We start from the raw sequence: 15,549 nt of genomic DNA, 5'->3' as shown, positions 1-15,549 counted from the left end.
AGATGACGCCAATTCAACCGGTGCACTCCGACTTGCCGTCCGGTTGTTCGACAAAAGTTTTAGGGCGGCAAATTGACACACCGATATCAAGGCTTTTACCCTAGCCGACAGCACTTGTAAATTGGTCTTACCAATTACCCAAGTACGCTGACAGTGCCTGACCAACAACAATTAGGGGCCACCCCATATGCAAACCTGGCAACAGCTCTACAGCCCGCTCGGCAGTCTCGGCGTGTCCGCACTCGCGGCCGTCATCCCCATCGTTTTCTTCTTCCTCGCCCTGGCGGTGTTCCGCCTCAAAGGTCATGTGGCCGGCAGCATCACGCTCGCCCTGGCCATCGCCGTGGCGATCTTCGCGTTCCAGATGCCGGTCGACATGGCGTTCGCCGCCGCCGGTTACGGCTTCGCTTATGGTCTGTGGCCGATTGCCTGGATCATTGTGGCGGCGGTGTTTCTGTACAAACTCACGGTCAAGAGCGGTCAGTTCGAGGTCATCCGCAGCTCGGTACTGTCGATCACTGACGACCAGCGTCTGCAGGTGCTGCTGATCGGTTTCTGCTTCGGAGCATTCCTGGAAGGTGCCGCCGGTTTCGGTGCGCCAGTGGCGATTACCGCTGCGCTGCTGGTGGGACTCGGCTTCAATCCGCTGTACGCCGCCGGCCTGTGCCTGATTGCCAACACCGCACCGGTGGCGTTCGGCGCATTGGGGATTCCGATCATCGTGGCCGGGCAAGTCACCGGTATCGACGCGTTCAAGATCGGCGCAATGACCGGCCGCCAGTTGCCACTGCTGTCGTTGTTCGTGCCGTTCTGGCTGGTGTTCATGATGGATGGCCTGCGCGGTGTGCGTGAAACCTGGCCGGCGGCGCTGGTTGCAGGCTTGAGCTTTGCCGTCACCCAGTACTTCACTTCGAACTTCATCGGCCCGGAACTGCCGGACATCACGTCAGCCCTGGCCAGCCTGATTTCGCTGACCCTGTTCCTCAAGGTCTGGCAGCCAAAACGTGCCGCCGGCCAGCACATTGCCGGTGCCGTTTCTGCTTCGGTGGTAATCGCCAGCGCCGGCGGTTTCGGCCAGAAGCGCACCACCGTCGCTTCGCCTTACAGCCTCGGGGAAATTTTCAAGGCGTGGTCGCCGTTCCTGATCCTCACCGTGCTGGTGACCATCTGGACCCTCAAGCCTTTCAAGGCCATGTTCGCCGCCGGCGGTTCGATGTACGCCTGGGTGTTCAACTTCGCGATCCCGCACCTTGATCAACTGGTGATCAAAACCGCACCGATCGTTGCCGCCCCGACCGCGATTCCGGCCGTGTTCAAACTCGACCCGATTTCCGCGACCGGAACAGCGATTTTCTTCTCCGCACTGATCTCGATGCTGGTGCTGAAGATCAACATCAAAACTGGTATGACCACTTTGAAAGAGACCTTCTACGAACTTCGCTGGCCGATCCTGTCCATCGGCATGGTGCTGGCGTTTGCCTTCGTTACCAACTATTCCGGCATGTCTTCGACCATGGCTCTGGTGCTGGCGGCAACCGGCGCGGCATTCCCGTTCTTCTCGCCGTTCCTCGGCTGGCTGGGCGTGTTCCTGACTGGTTCCGATACTTCGTCCAACGCCCTGTTCAGTTCGCTGCAAGCGACCACCGCACACCAGATCGGCGTCAATGACACCTTGCTGGTGGCGGCCAATACCAGCGGCGGCGTGACCGGCAAGATGATTTCGCCACAATCGATCGCCGTGGCTTGCGCAGCGACCGGTCTGGTGGGCAAGGAATCCGATCTGTTCCGCTTCACCCTCAAGCACAGCCTATTCTTTGCCACGATCGTCGGCTTGATCACCCTGGCCCAGGCCTACTGGTTCACCGGCATGCTGGTGCATTAAGACTACAAGCGACATGGAAATAACCGACGCCGGTTCTTGATTCCGGCGTCAGCAATTCACAACCCGGTCTGTAAGGCTGCTGAAAGCAACGCGCTCTATATTCGGCAGCCTCAACAGACGGATAACCGGGCCCACCCGGAGACACGCCTGATGAGCGAGCTTTTTTACAACGCTGTGCCCAACGCCACTCGCGTCGCACCGCCACTGCCTGAACCCCGGCAATACCCCAGCGAGAAACCGTCGCGGGTCTACCTGTTCGGCACCTGCGTGGTCGACCTGTTCTACCCGGAAGCCGGGATGGACGCGATCCACTTGCTGGAACGCGAAGGCATCCGGGTCGACTATCCGCAAGGGCAGAGCTGCTGCGGACAACCGGCCTACACCTCGGGTTACACCGAGCAGGCACGTACGGTGGCGCGCTCGCAACTGGCGCTGTTTGACGGTGATTTTCCGGTGGTGGTGCCGTCGGGTTCGTGCGCCGGGATGATCCGCGAGCATTACGCCGACTTGTTCAAGGACGAGCCGCAAACCCTGAAACAGGTTCAGGCCCTCGCGGCCCGCACCTATGAATTGGCCGAGTTCCTGCTGTTCGTCTGCAAGGTGCAGCTCAAGGACAGCGGCGAGCCGGTCAAAGTGGCGCTGCACACCTCGTGTTCGGCGCGGCGGGAAATGAACACCCACCTGCACGGCCGCGAGTTGTTGGCGCAGTTGAGCAACGTGGAACGGGTCAACCACGACCATGAAAGCGAATGCTGTGGCTTCGGTGGGACATTCAGCGTCCGTATGCCAGATATTTCCGGCGCGATGGTGGCTGACAAGACCCGGGCGTTGAAGGAATCCGGCGCACATCAGGTACTCAGTGCCGACTGCGGCTGTCTGATGAACATCAACGGCTCGCTGGAAAAACAGAAGGAAGCGCTGCGCGGGCAACACCTGGCGAGCTTCCTCTGGCAACGAACCGGAGGTGCGCGATGAGCACTTCCACGATTATTCCTACGGTTGCCGTAGAAGAAGATTTCCGCACCCGGGCGCACAACGCACTGGGTGATTCGCAGTTACGGAACAACTTCCGCACTGCGATGGATTCACTGATGACCAAGCGGGCAGCGGCTTTCAGCGATGCCCACGAAAGAGAACACCTGCGTGAACTGGGCAATGCAATCCGTGCCCGCGCGCTCTCCAAGTTGCCCGACCTGCTCGAGCAACTGGAACAGAACCTGACCCGCAACGGTGTGACAGTGCACTGGGCGGAAACGGTGGACGAGGCCAATGGCATCGTCCTTTCGATCATCCGCGCTCACGAGGCGCGGCAAGTGATCAAGGGCAAATCGATGGTCAGCGAAGAGATGGAGATGAACCATTTCCTCGAGGCTCGGGACATTGAATGTCTGGAGTCCGACATGGGGGAGTACATCGTCCAGCTCGACCACGAGAAGCCTTCACACATAATCATGCCGGCAATCCACAAGAATGCCGGTCAGGTCGCGTCCTTGTTCCACGACAAACTTGGCGTGGAATACACCAAGGACGTTGACCAACTCATACAGATCGGTCGCAGGGTTCTGCGGCAGAAATTCTTCGAAGCGGACATCGGCGTCTCCGGCGTCAACTTCGCCGTGGCCGAAACCGGCACTCTGCTGCTGGTGGAAAACGAAGGCAATGGCCGCATGACCACCACCGTGCCGCCGGTGCACATCGCCGTCACCGGCATCGAAAAAGTCGTGGAAAACCTGCGCGACGTGGTGCCGCTGCTGTCATTGCTGACCCGCTCGGCGCTGGGCATTCCGATCACCACCTACGTCAACATGATCTCCGGCCCGCGCAAGGAACATGAACTCGACGGCCCGCAGGAAGTGCATCTGGTACTGCTCGACAACGGTCGCAGCCAGGCCTTCGCCGACAGCGAACTGCGCCAGACGTTGAACTGCATCCGCTGCGGCGCCTGCATGAATCATTGCCCGGTCTACACCCGCGTTGGCGGCCACACCTACGGCGAGGTCTACCCCGGCCCGATCGGCAAAATCATCACCCCGCACATGGTCGGTCTGGCGAAAGTCCCGGATCACCCGAGCGCGTCTTCGCTGTGCGGCGCCTGCGGTGAAGTGTGTCCGGTAAAAATTCCTATCCCCGCACTGCTGCGCCGCCTGCGCGAAGAGAACGTCAAAGCCCCCGACAGTCCTCATCAAGTGATGCGCGGCCAGGGCAGCAAGTATTCGCGCAAGGAACGCTTCATCTGGAACGCCTGGGCGAAGCTCAATAGCTCGCCGACTTTGTATCGACTGTTTGCGTTTTTCGCCACGCGCCTGCGCGCACTGGCGCCGAACAACGTCGGGCCGTGGACGCAGAATCACAGCGCTCCGAAACCTGCCCCCCGCTCATTGCATGACATGGCTCGCGAACACCTGGCCAAACAAGGAGACCGTTGATGAGCGCCAAGCAAAACATCCTCGGCAAGTTAAGGAACAGTCTGACCGGCACCACACCGATTGCCGACAACTTCGACGTCGATCTGGTAACCCAGCCTTACACCTACAGCGCCGAACAACGGATCCCGCAACTGCGCAAACTGATGGAAGCGGTGCACACCGAAATCCACCTGACTTCTGCTGAAGCGTGGCCGGCGCTGCTGGCGCAATTACTGCGCGACCGCCAGTTGCCGAGTCTGCTGATTGCACCGACTACGCCTCATGGGCAGCGCATCTCACAGCACTGGGCGAACAATCCTGATCTGCCGACGCTGAAGTCCTACGACCGGCCGATGGAAGAGTGGAAAGCCGAGTTGTTCAACGACACCCCGGCCAGCCTGACCGGCACCCTCGGCGCCATTGCCGCCACCGGCAGCCTGATTCTCTGGCCAACCCGCGAAGAACCACGGCTGATGAGCCTGGTGCCGCCGGTGCATTACGCCCTGCTCAAGGCCAGCCAGATCCGCGACAACTTCTATCAGGTGCAGCAGGAATTCGAGTGGGCCCAAGGCATGCCGACCAATGCGCTGCTGGTGTCCGGCCCGTCAAAAACCGCCGACATCGAACAAGTCCTGGCTTACGGCGCCCACGGCCCGAAAGACCTGGTGGTGTTGATCCTGGAGGACCAATGACCTTACCGGCGACTTTCCTGCGCGATGCGCAGCAACTGATTCCAGCCGAACGGCGTTTCGACGATCCGCTGTCGACCCTGGCCTTCGGCACCGACGCCAGCTTCTACCGGTTGATTCCACAACTGGTGATCCGCGTCGAATCCGAAGATGAAGTGGTAGCGCTGCTGAAACTGGCCCAGCGCGATCAGGTCCCGGTGACCTTCCGCGCCGCCGGCACCAGCCTGTCCGGCCAGGCGATCAGTGATTCGGTGTTGATCGTGCTTGGGGATAACTGGAACGCCCGGGAAATCCGAGGACAAGGCACGCAAATCCGCCTGCAACCGGGCGTCATCGGTGCCCAGGCCAACGCATGGCTCGCGCCATTCGGGCGCAAGATCGGTCCGGATCCGGCGTCGATCAACGCCTGCAAGATTGGCGGCATCGTCGCCAACAACGCCAGCGGCATGTGCTGCGGCACTGCGCAAAATACCTACCACACGCTGGCCGGGATTCGTCTGGTGCTGGCCGACGGCACCCGACTCGACACCGAAGATGCCGCCAGCGTCGAGGCGTTTCGAGTCAGCCACAGTGAATTGCTGGAACGTCTGGCGACCTTGGGCCGCGAGACCCGCGCCAATGCCGAACTGGCCGCGCGAATCCGCCACAAATACCGTCTGAAAAATACCACCGGCCTGTCGCTCAACGCCCTGGTGGATTTCGATGAGCCTGTGGATATCTTGAGCCACTTGCTGGTCGGCTCCGAAGGCACCCTCGGTTTCATCAGCGCGGTGACTTACGACACCGTGATCGACCACCCGAACAAGGCCTCGGCACTGATCGTTTTCCCGGACGTGGAAACCTGCTGCAACGCGGTCACCGTGCTGAAAAGCCAACCGGTGTCCGCCGTGGAATTGCTCGACCGCCGCAGCCTGCGCTCGGTGCAGGACAAACCCGGGATGCCGGATTTCGTACAGCAGCTGTCGAACAATGCCTGCGCACTGCTGATCGAATCCCGCGCCGCCTCTTCCACTTTGCTACAGGAACAACTGGCGCAAATCATGGCGTCGCTCGGCGATTTCCCGGTGGAAAAGCAGGTCGACTTCACCGAAGACCCGGTCGAAAACGCCCGACTCTGGGCAATCCGCAAGGACACCTTCCCCGCCGTCGGCGCCGTGCGCAAGACCGGCACCACGGTGATCATCGAAGACGTGACCTTCCCGGTGGAACAACTGGCGATCGGCGTGAACCGTCTGATCGAGCTGTTCGACAAACATCACTACGACGAAGCGATCCTTTTCGGACACGCGCTGGAAGGCAATCTGCACTTCGTCTTCACCCAAGGCTTCAACAGCGCGGAAGAAGTCGCACGCTATCAGGCGTTCATGGACGACGTGGCGCAATTGGTGGCCGTGGAGTTCGGCGGCTCGCTGAAAGCGGAACACGGCACCGGACGCAACATGGCGCCCTTCGTTGAACTGGAATGGGGCAGCGACGCCTATCAGTTGATGTGGCAGCTCAAACGCCTGCTCGACCCCAACGGCATTCTCAATCCGGACGTGGTGCTCAGCGAAGACCCGCAGATCCACCTCAAGCACCTGAAACCGCTGCCGGCGGCCGACGAGATTGTGGATAAATGCATCGAGTGCGGTTTCTGCGAGCCGGTCTGCCCCTCGAAAGGCCTGACCCTGAGCCCGCGCCAGCGCATCGTGATCTGGCGCGATATTCAAGCGCGAAAGCGCGCCGGGATCGACACCACCGAACTGGAAAAAGCCTACGAGTACCAAGGCATCGATACCTGCGCCGCGACCGGTTTGTGTGCGCAACGCTGTCCTGTAGGCATCAATACCGGTGAGCTGGTGAAAAAGCTTCGCGGCCATCACGCAACCCATACGAAAACCGCCAACCTGATCGAAGGAAATTTCGCCACCACCCTGCAAGGTGCGCGCTTCACCCTGCATGTGGCCAACGGTGCGCGAATGTTGTTGGGTGCACCACGCCTGGCGAAGCTTTCAGCGACCCTGACGCGGCTGTCCAAAGGTCAGGTGCCGCTGTGGACCAACGCGATGCCACAGCCGGAAAAAGCCATCCGCTTCAGCCCGGCCGTGTCGGACGAGCGTCCGCGCGTCGTGTATCTGGCAGCCTGCGTCTCGCGGGTAATGGGGCCGGCGGCGGGCGACAAAGAGCAGATGTCGCTGTACGACAAAACCCGTGGTCTGCTGGAGAAGGCCGGTTATCAGGTGGTGTTCCCGGACAATCTGGACAACCTCTGCTGCGGTCAGCCTTTCGCGTCCAAGGGCTATGCCGAGCAGGCCGAACACAAGCGTCAGGAACTGATCGGTGCATTGCTTCAGGCCAGTCGCGGCGGGCTTGATCCGATCTACTGCGACACCAGCCCCTGCACGTTGCGGCTGGTGCAGGATGTGGGAAATGTTCGCCTGGATCTGTACGACCCCGTGCGATTCATCCGTACGCATCTGATGGACCGGCTCGACTTCACGCCGCAGGAAGCACCGATTGCCGTTCACGTGACCTGCAGCACTCAGCACCTTGGGGAAAGCCAGGCGCTGATCGAACTGGCGCGCAAATGCAGTAAGAACGTGGTGATCCCGGAAGGCATTCACTGCTGTGGTTTCGCCGGCGACAAGGGTTTCACCACGCCGGAACTCAACAGCCATTCGCTGCGAACGCTCAAGGATGCGGTGCAACAGTGCAGCGAAGGGATTTCCACCAGCCGCACCTGTGAGATCGGCCTGACGCAACACGGCGGAATCGACTACCACGGCCTGGTGTACCTGGTGGATCGGGTGACCAGGGCCAAAGCCCCCGCAACCGCCGTGTGAAGAAAAATAGAACCCTTGCGATTGAGCGCAGTCCACAGAACAGGCCCCGAACAATCGGGGCTTTTCCTCCATTCGGTCGCCCGTCCTGACGGCCAGCGAAGTCTGGATCCCTCAGTTCAAGGAGATACACATGAAACGTTCTGTACTGTTAGGTCTGTTCGTTACTGCCTCGATGATGGCTTCCACGTCCTTTGCTGCTGACAAGCCTGCTGACTTGTGCGATGCCAATCTGCAAACCATCAACAACGCCAAGGCCCAAGCCATGTCGTCGCCTGACCTGAGTCAACGGGTAGAGGCCAGTGTGCAGAAGGCCCAGGCACTCAAAGCCCAGGGCAAGATCGACGAATGCGTGGCTGAAACCCAGCAAACCATTCTGGAAATCCGCAAAACCAGCGGAACCAACAACTGATCGAAGCTGAGGCCAACCTTCGGGTTGGCCTTGCGGGCCGTTTGGCGTACACTGCGCGTGCTTGTTGCTCGAACAGATGTACCGGGCAATGAGTTCGGGGCCGTTCAGGATTCGACGCCGGTTGCGAAACTCTAGGTGCATGCCGACTTGGTAACAGAAGTCGTAAATCCACTGTTGCAACTACTTATAGTTGCCAATGACGACCAATACGGTGCTGCTCTCGCTGCTTAATTGCAGCTGACATGCACTCCTGGTACCTTCGGGTCCAGCAATCATCAGGGGATGTCTGTAAACCCAAAATGATTGTCATATAGAACAGAATCGCCGTGCAGTACGTTGTGGACGAAGCGGCTAAAACTTACACAACTCGCCCAAAGCACCCTGCCCGTCGGGTCGCTGAGGGTTAACTTAATAGACACGGCTACGCATGTAGTACCGACAGCGGAGTACTGGCGGACGGGGGTTCAAATCCCCCCGGCTCCACCAAATAGCAATCTAGACCTGTCTCAGACAGTCTACGAAACACCCCAAGAAGCCCGCCCTGTGCGGGCTTCCTTGTTTCTGGCTATCCGTCCTTGTCTACCCCTATCCCAATGTGCCCTGTATCCTTTCATGTACCACGGATACAGATTGAAACTGATGGGTACAAGGAAATGAAACGGACTGAAATCAAGCGGCGTCCTCTCGCAGACACAGTCATAGCGAGCCTAGAAGCCGACTCCAAGGAGTACCGAGAGCACGACGGCAACAACGTCTATCTCCGGGTGCGGCCGGATGGGAAGAAGTCGTGGCAGCTTCGATACAAGAAGGCCGACGGAAAATGGTCATGGATCGGGTTGGGTAGTTACCCGGCGGTGTCCGGTTCGGCAGCTCGTCAGAAAGCATCAGACCTGAGGGCAAGCACTGCTGACGGAAGTAACCCACTGGCAACAATGCGGGCGAAAAAAGCCGCCGAATTGGAGAGCGCCAGTAATACCTTCGAGAAGCTTGCACGGGAATGGTATGCGTCCAAACGCAAAGGGTGGACCGCAGGAACAGCAGTCCGAACTATCGGCGCTCTCGAGCTTCATGTTTTCCCTGTTTTCGGAACGCGCTCCTACCGCGAGATTCTTCCAATGGAGTGGATGGACTTTCTTCGCTCAATGGAACGGAAAGGAATCATCGAGCAGACCAGTCGTGTAAGAGGGATGTGTCGTGAAATTTACGACCTAGCTAGGGTGACCGGGCGAGCAACACACAACCCCCTGGAGGGATTGCACAAATTTCTGCAGACAAAACCAGCGGAAAACTACGCTCATGTGTCGCCTGAGGAACTACCTCCTCTGCTCCGAGCGATCCGCTCTTATCCAAGCGCTATTGATATCCGCATCGGTCTTCACCTGCTCTCGATGCTGGCTTGCCGCCCTTCCGAAATTCGTGAGGCAAGGTGGACGGAGTTCGATCTGAAGAAAGCGATTTGGACGATCCCCGCAGAACGAATGAAACGTCGCCGTGAACACTTGGTACCTCTTCCACACCAGGCCGTGACGCTGCTGAAAGATTTGTATGTTTTGACAGGCAACTACCAGCTACTTTTTCCCGGTCGTAGTGATACAACCAAAGCTCGCTCCAACACTGTTTTCCTGATGGCGTTACGTCGCCTAGGGTATGAGGGCCGACAAACTGGGCATGGATTTAGACACATTGCCAGCACGATCCTCAATGAGCATGGCTTCGACGAGAATCACATCGAGGCCCAGCTCTCACATATGAAAGACGGGGTCGCGGGTGTCTACAACAAAGCTGTTTATCTTAAGCAGCGTACAAGCATGATGCAGTGGTATGCCGATTATCTCGATCAACTGGCGATTGGGAATGTCGTCAAAGAGAGTTTTGAAGGGGTTCATTGAAACGCCACCCATACCCCTCCGAAAATCGGTGTAACGCGTGTCACAGGTGTAACGACTCTCATGGACGCCCCGGAATCATTGGCCCTCACGGCCGCTACACGTTTTAGTGACGACGCGTACACCCTGTGTAACGAAGGCAACTGGTGTAACGCCGACTTCAACTCCCAGTTGCCTGATGGCATACATTTCCAAGCCTTAAAAGGGTCGCGAGGTCACTTCAAACGTGGGGCGGAGGGGGAATGCGAGACGAGCAGAGGAGAAGCTGTTGAATCCACTCCTCCCATGAAGCCATACCGTTCGTCGGGAAACCCGTCCCGGTAAAATTTTGGTTCTACAAAATTTCACTGTATAGAAAACCAGTGGGACATGGTGGGACGGCCCGGCAAAAAACTAAAACTTTGCAGCGATCATGAAAAACTACTCTACCTCTGAACAGAATCAGGCTCAGAACTGATCGAAAATACTGTTTTTAAAAATCCACTATTGGTTTACATAGCTAGTACCTGTACGAACTACGACAGGTAACTCCCTATGACGATCCACAACGCTTTAACCCCATCCTCCTCTACTCACCCAGCTACCGAACTGCTCACTACCGAACAGGTTGCGGATGCATTGGGTTTGTCCAGCCGAACGCTTGCCGCATGGCTCAGCTCACGTGCCAATTCACTGCCTTACGTGAAAACAGGATCACGCGTACGGTATCGGCTCCAAGACGTCACCGCTTGGCTTGAAAGCTGCGTTCGCTCGTCTGCCGCAATAGCGGGAGGGCGAGCGGAGTGAATGACTGCAAACCCAACACGAAGATCCTCGAAATCCCGGCGACCCCCACCACCATCATCGATCAAATCAGCACAGCCAATTCTGCACCCCGGCCGGCCAATGCGAGCGGCTTGGATATTGGTCGCTACGATCCCTCCGCAACGTTGATTCGCATTAATCAGGTCATGGCTTTGACAGGCGTGGGACGCGCAACCGTTTACAAGCTCATGAACCAGCCAGAGAGCGGGTTTCCGCAGGCAGTGAAGCTCACCGATAGCAACGCCCGAGGCGCGCCTGTGGCTTGGGTATTGGCTGAAGTTTTGAATTGGAATCGTGCACGCATCGCGGCTCGAAACAAGGTGGCCGCATGAATATCAAGATCGCCAGCAGAGCACTGATGCATCCGTTTTCGATTCTTCGTGGCGTTGGTTTCACCTCCCAAACCATGCAGCGCTTCGAACGCTTTCGCAGTAGTGAAGAAAAAAAAGGGCGCGTGGTTAGCGTACTCAAATGGGCAGACGGCACCTGGTGCCTCCTCGCACTTCACTGCGAAAAGTTCGGCGTAGTGGTCGTGGATGAAGGCCAGCAGATTGACGCTTACGAAGATGCCCATGCCCTGATTGAGGCTGGATATCTGCCCACTATCTCCCTGCGCTGGGAAGCTCACGCCTGAAACGAAAACGCCTCCGGGGGCGATCCGGAGGCGTTGAGGTCAATCTACATGCCCGAACAATTTATGCCGCACCTGAAAAATCCGCAAGACATCAGCGCAGTTGCACTTTCCAAAAACGGACGTTACTCTCTGGCCGTCGCTGCAAACTCAGCGACCGGGCTTGGTAACCCGTTGAACAATAGGCGCAACAGCGCCCATATCTCTTTTGCAGGCGCTTTTTTTGCGCCCGCGAATCCGTTTTATGGCGGCTGTGCGTGGGAGACCTTCGGGTCTGCCGGGTTCCTATTGTCCCGGTTTACCAACCTGCGCACAGCTGCCACCCATTCGCTTGGTAACGAACGTGGCAGCTCCTCAACAATAGGAGCTTCGCCAGATGCACGCCCTCAATCCGTCCAAAATTCGCGCCGCTGCACACCGTGCAATGGCTCTCGCCGCTTTACACGCCAACTCCAGCCTCGCTACACGCCTCTCCCGCTACAACGCTCACATGGCCAAAGCCCGCGCACTCGAAACCGCAGGCGGTGCCCAATGAACAACGCCCTGAGTTTTGCCCTGCCCGAAGATCTGCTCTGCGTGAATCCAACCGCCGAAGCCGGCGTACCTATCGATGCCATCACCTGCGCCATTGACCGTGCTGACTCGGTGCTGACGCTGCTGGAGGATCACTTCGAAAACGAATCCTCACGCCTTGCCAATCACGTCATTGCCGCCGTCCTCTGGGACGTGCGCGGCACCCTCGGCCTGATCAAAACACTGGCTATGCACGGTGACAACACTTCGGCCCCTGCGGTGCAAAAAGGCGGTGCGCTATGAGCATTTCCACCACACCGGGCCACGCTACCTTTTCTCGCGTTAATGCCACCGACCTGAAGCTGTTTCGAGTGAATGCCGGTGTACCCGTCGAAGACGCGCTGGAGATGGTGTCGTTGCTGCAACATCACGCGAACCAGCTCAACTTCGACGCGGCCATGAGTGACCACGGCGAGCGTTTCAGTTGGCCCGCCCTGTACCTGGGCGAGATGGCGAAAGCGCTGATCGACGACATCAACGACGCGCTGTTTCTGCCGAGGGCTGACACATGAGCCAACGCCCGAATAGCACCGCGAAACGTCCAAGCTTTGCCGACGTGAAAGCCGCCGCACTGAAAGACATTGATCGTGTCCTGTCGCATTGGCTGTCCAACGGCAAGCGTGTGGACGGCGGCAAGGAATACACAGCCCCGAATCCTACCCGCAGCGACAAGCGCGCCGGTTCGCTCAAGGTCAATTTGAGCAAGGGCACCTGGGCCGACTTCGCCACCGGCGACAAAGGCGGCGACCTGATTGATCTGGTGCGCTATCTGGACGGCGGCACCGACGTCGAAGCGTGCAACAAGTTGGCAGATTGGCTAAACGTTGCGCCCGGCGCCGCTAAGATCACGGTCGCCTCGACTAAGCCCAAGGCGCCGACATGGAACGCCATCCAGCCGATCCCGACCGAGGCCATGAACAAGTGCCCGGCCAAGCACCGTGATCAGGGCGTACCGTCGAAGGTGTGGATCTATCGCGATGCACAGGGTCAGCCACTCATGGCGCTGTATCGCTTCGACCTCGGCCCGGATGAGGACGGCAAGCCGAAGAAGGTCTTTGCGCCCCTGACGTGGTGTCAGCGCTCCGATGGTCAAACCACACAATGGCGCTGGCAGGGTCTGCCGGATCCGCGTCCGCTCCTACGCCTTGATGAACTGGCCCAGAGTGCTGACGCACCAGTGGTTCTGTGCGAAGGCGAGAAAGCGGCCGATGCCGCCGCCGAGCTGTTGCCGACCTACGTGGCCACCTGCTGGCCGAACGGCTCCAACTCCTGGCACAAAGCCGACCTGACGCCGCTCAAGGGACGCGACGTGGTGTTGTGGCCGGACAACGACGACAGCGGTAAAGCCTGCATGGCCACCGTTGCCGAAAAGCTGCGCGAAATCGGCGCGGCCTCGGTCCGGGTCATTGCGCTGGAGGTGTTCAAACGAAAGCCGACGCTGAAGAACGACCGCGCCGCGTTCGCCAAAGGTGGTCAATGGGATGACGGCGAGGATGCCGCCGATGCGCTCGGCAAAGGCTGGACCGCTGCGCATTTTACCGAGCTGGAAAGCGGCGGCGAGCTGTTCGGCGTGATCGAAGAAAAACCGGTAGTTGCCCCGGTAGAACCCACGCCGGAACCAGAGCCGGAAGCGAAACCCAAAGCAGCAGCCAAGCGCCCGGCAAAATCGAAAAACGACCTGATGCCGGGAGGCTTTCGCCTGACGCCCGAGGGAGTGTTCTACGCAGGCGACGACGGTGAAGCACGCCCGGTGTGTTCGCCACTGGCAATCCTTGCGCGTACCCGTGACGAGAAGGGCCACAACTGGGGTTTGCTGGTCGAGTTCGACGATCCCGACGGCACCAAGAAACGCTGGAACATCCCGGCACGCACCATGACCGGCGACTTCGGCAAGGACGTGCTCGGCCCGTTGGTAGACATGGGGTTGCGTCTGGCCGGCAGCCGCTCGGGGCGCAACGCTCGCAACGATTTGCAGAGCTACCTGGGCGGCTTCGACAGCGCGCAACGAGCGCGACTGGTCACCCGTTTGGGTTGGCATGACAACGCCTTTCTGTTGCCCGAGCAGCAGGTCGGCATGCACGCGGAACACCTGCACTTCTACGAGGCCGGCGCGCAGCTTCCGCCGATCAGCGAAGCGGGCACGTTGGAGCAATGGCAACAGCAGATCGGCGCGCTGTGTATCGGCAACCATCGCTTGGCGTTTGTCGTCGGCGTCGCCTTCGCCGGTCCCCTGTTGCACATGCTGGGCCACGAATCGGGCGGCTTTCACCTGTACGGCGATAGCTCCGGCGGCAAGACCACGCACCTGCAAGTTGCCGCCTCAATCTACGGCGGGCCGCGTCTGGTGCGCTCGTGGCGCTCGACCGACAACGCGTTGGAATCGATCGCTGCCGCGCACTCGGACGGGCTTCTGGTGCTCGATGAAATCGGCATGTGTGATGCCCGCATCATCGGCGAGACGGTGTACATGCTCGGCAACGGCACCGGCAAGGCCCGCGCCAATGATCGAGGTCAAGCGGGCCGGCAGGTGCAGGAATGGCGTCTGCTGTTTCTCTCAACCGGCGAGAAGACCTTGGCCCAGCACATGGCCGAAGCAAACAAGGAACTGAAAGCCGGTATGGAGGTGCGAATGCTCGCCGTCCCGGCCGATGCCAGCAAAGGCCTTGGTATGTTCGACACGCTCAACGGTTTCGAGGATGCCGCCGCCCTATCCGACGCACTCAAGGCCCGTGTGGCGAACTACTACGGCACGCCGCTGACCGCGCTCTTGACCGCGCTGTGCGAACCCGGCAAACGCCACGGCTGGGCGGCAATCCTGCGCCGCACGCTGGAAGGCTTTATAGCCAAAGCGCTCCCCGCCTCTGCCAGTGGACAGGCACACCGTGCTGCGGCGCGCTTCGGTCTCGCGGCGGCCGCTGGCGAGCTGGCCACCGCGATGGGCATCACCGGTTGGCCGGACGGCACGGCCACCACGGCCGCTCGGGTGTGCTTGAACGCATGGCTGAACGAGCGTGGCGGCGCCGGAAACTTCGAAGGCGATGCGATTTTGGCGCGGCTGCGCCAGGTCATCGAGCGCTTCGGCGAAAGTCGCTTCACTCGCTGGGAATCGGCAGCGGCCAAAATCGATGAACACGGCCCGCGCACCATCGACCGCCTCGGCTTTCGCAAGACGCTGGAACACGGCATGGGCGACACCATGCACACCACCAACACCTATTACGTGCTGACCGAGGCGTGGCGTTCGGAGATCTTCCGCGGCATGAACTTAACGGCAGTGAACAAGGAGCTCCTGCAGCGCGGTGTGCTGGAACCGAGCAGCGACGGCAAAGCATCGAGTCTGGTTCGTTTGCCCGGCCTCGGCCAACAACGCTGCTACATCGTGAAGGCGATTCCGGGAACGGATGACGCCGAGGCTCGGGCTGCCTGAGGGCATCTCAGCTGATCGAGG

General features: G+C 59.5%; 13 protein-coding genes and 1 other RNA gene. All 14 read left to right on the top strand.

The genetic code is table 11. The features are described 5' to 3' along the window. Positions 1-187 precede the first annotated feature (187 nt). The 14 genes from CAF79_RS14755 (at position 188) to CAF79_RS14690 (ending at position 15,528) form a co-directional block, all read left to right on the top strand. Entirely contained in the window at positions 188-1,882 is a 1,695-nt protein-coding gene (locus CAF79_RS14755) for a lactate permease LctP family transporter (RefSeq protein ID WP_085698377.1), read from the top strand. Between the two features lie 150 nt (positions 1,883-2,032). Next, on the top strand, positions 2,033-2,857 hold the full coding sequence (locus tag CAF79_RS14750; protein WP_085698376.1) for a (Fe-S)-binding protein: 825 nt from the start codon (positions 2,033-2,035) through the stop codon (positions 2,855-2,857). Beyond that, positions 2,854-4,308 (top strand): LutB/LldF family L-lactate oxidation iron-sulfur protein, encoded by a 1,455-nt coding sequence (locus CAF79_RS14745; RefSeq protein WP_085698375.1) that lies wholly within the window; start codon positions 2,854-2,856, stop codon positions 4,306-4,308. Before CAF79_RS14750 ends, CAF79_RS14745 begins: the two co-directional genes overlap by 4 nt. Beyond that, the gene (locus tag CAF79_RS14740) at positions 4,308-4,979 is read left to right on the top strand and encodes a lactate utilization protein C (protein ID WP_085698374.1); all 672 of its coding nucleotides are present in this window, start codon (positions 4,308-4,310) and stop codon (positions 4,977-4,979) included. Before CAF79_RS14745 ends, CAF79_RS14740 begins: the two co-directional genes overlap by 1 nt. After that, entirely contained in the window at positions 4,976-7,798 is a 2,823-nt protein-coding gene (locus tag CAF79_RS14735) for an FAD-binding and (Fe-S)-binding domain-containing protein (protein ID WP_085698373.1), read from the top strand. The genes CAF79_RS14740 and CAF79_RS14735 overlap by 4 nt, the downstream gene beginning before the upstream one ends. Positions 7,799-7,928: 130 nt before the next feature. Then, positions 7,929-8,207: a hypothetical protein gene (locus tag CAF79_RS14730; RefSeq protein ID WP_085698372.1), complete on the top strand. Its 279-nt coding sequence runs from the start codon at positions 7,929-7,931 to the stop codon at positions 8,205-8,207. Positions 8,208-8,303: 96 nt separating this feature from the next. Beyond that, positions 8,304-8,693: a transfer-messenger RNA gene (ssrA, locus tag CAF79_RS14725) on the top strand. A 167-nt stretch (positions 8,694-8,860) separates the two neighbouring features. After that, positions 8,861-10,096: a tyrosine-type recombinase/integrase gene (locus CAF79_RS14720; RefSeq protein ID WP_085698371.1), complete on the top strand. Its 1,236-nt coding sequence runs from the start codon at positions 8,861-8,863 to the stop codon at positions 10,094-10,096. 531 nt (positions 10,097-10,627) lie between these two features. Continuing rightward, positions 10,628-10,879, top strand: coding sequence for a helix-turn-helix domain-containing protein (locus CAF79_RS14715; protein ID WP_085698370.1), 252 nt, complete (start codon positions 10,628-10,630; stop codon positions 10,877-10,879). Positions 10,880-10,989: 110 nt separating this feature from the next. Then, the gene (locus CAF79_RS28860; RefSeq protein WP_225875065.1) at positions 10,990-11,229 is read left to right on the top strand and encodes an AlpA family transcriptional regulator; all 240 of its coding nucleotides are present in this window, start codon (positions 10,990-10,992) and stop codon (positions 11,227-11,229) included. Further along, on the top strand, positions 11,226-11,531 hold the full coding sequence (locus CAF79_RS14705) for a hypothetical protein (RefSeq protein ID WP_085698369.1): 306 nt from the start codon (positions 11,226-11,228) through the stop codon (positions 11,529-11,531). Before CAF79_RS28860 ends, CAF79_RS14705 begins: the two co-directional genes overlap by 4 nt. A 528-nt stretch (positions 11,532-12,059) precedes the next feature. After that, positions 12,060-12,344: a hypothetical protein gene (locus CAF79_RS14700; protein ID WP_085655303.1), complete on the top strand. Its 285-nt coding sequence runs from the start codon at positions 12,060-12,062 to the stop codon at positions 12,342-12,344. Continuing rightward, positions 12,341-12,613 carry a DUF3077 domain-containing protein gene (locus CAF79_RS14695; protein WP_085655302.1) on the top strand — a complete coding sequence of 91 codons (273 nt, stop codon included), beginning with the start codon at positions 12,341-12,343 and terminating at the stop codon, positions 12,611-12,613. Before CAF79_RS14700 ends, CAF79_RS14695 begins: the two co-directional genes overlap by 4 nt. Further along, positions 12,610-15,528, top strand: coding sequence for a DUF927 domain-containing protein (locus CAF79_RS14690; protein WP_085698368.1), 2,919 nt, complete (start codon positions 12,610-12,612; stop codon positions 15,526-15,528). Before CAF79_RS14695 ends, CAF79_RS14690 begins: the two co-directional genes overlap by 4 nt. Positions 15,529-15,549: the final 21 nt, after the last annotated feature.

Source organism: Pseudomonas sp. B26(2017), assembly GCF_002113045.1.
Classification (GTDB): domain Bacteria; phylum Pseudomonadota; class Gammaproteobacteria; order Pseudomonadales; family Pseudomonadaceae; genus Aquipseudomonas.
Note: the sequence above shows the minus strand (reverse complement) of the source record. Positions and strands in the feature narration are given on the sequence as shown.

What these genes read in the sequence shown, in the direction of transcription:
- CAF79_RS14745 (WP_085698375.1), top strand. Translation starts at nt 2,854, where the DNA reads ATGAGCACTTCCACGATTATTCCTACGGTTGCCGTAGAAGAAGATTTC.
- CAF79_RS14700 (WP_085655303.1), top strand. Translation starts at nt 12,060, where the DNA reads ATGAACAACGCCCTGAGTTTTGCCCTGCCCGAAGATCTGCTCTGCGTG.
- CAF79_RS14755 (WP_085698377.1), top strand. Translation starts at nt 188, where the DNA reads ATGCAAACCTGGCAACAGCTCTACAGCCCGCTCGGCAGTCTCGGCGTG.
- CAF79_RS14705 (WP_085698369.1), top strand. Translation starts at nt 11,226, where the DNA reads ATGAATATCAAGATCGCCAGCAGAGCACTGATGCATCCGTTTTCGATT.
- CAF79_RS14730 (WP_085698372.1), top strand. Translation starts at nt 7,929, where the DNA reads ATGAAACGTTCTGTACTGTTAGGTCTGTTCGTTACTGCCTCGATGATG.
- CAF79_RS14690 (WP_085698368.1), top strand. Translation starts at nt 12,610, where the DNA reads ATGAGCCAACGCCCGAATAGCACCGCGAAACGTCCAAGCTTTGCCGAC.
- CAF79_RS14695 (WP_085655302.1), top strand. Translation starts at nt 12,341, where the DNA reads ATGAGCATTTCCACCACACCGGGCCACGCTACCTTTTCTCGCGTTAAT.
- CAF79_RS14750 (WP_085698376.1), top strand. Translation starts at nt 2,033, where the DNA reads ATGAGCGAGCTTTTTTACAACGCTGTGCCCAACGCCACTCGCGTCGCA.
- CAF79_RS14740 (WP_085698374.1), top strand. Translation starts at nt 4,308, where the DNA reads ATGAGCGCCAAGCAAAACATCCTCGGCAAGTTAAGGAACAGTCTGACC.
- CAF79_RS14735 (WP_085698373.1), top strand. Translation starts at nt 4,976, where the DNA reads ATGACCTTACCGGCGACTTTCCTGCGCGATGCGCAGCAACTGATTCCA.
- CAF79_RS14715 (WP_085698370.1), top strand. Translation starts at nt 10,628, where the DNA reads ATGACGATCCACAACGCTTTAACCCCATCCTCCTCTACTCACCCAGCT.
- CAF79_RS14720 (WP_085698371.1), top strand. Translation starts at nt 8,861, where the DNA reads ATGAAACGGACTGAAATCAAGCGGCGTCCTCTCGCAGACACAGTCATA.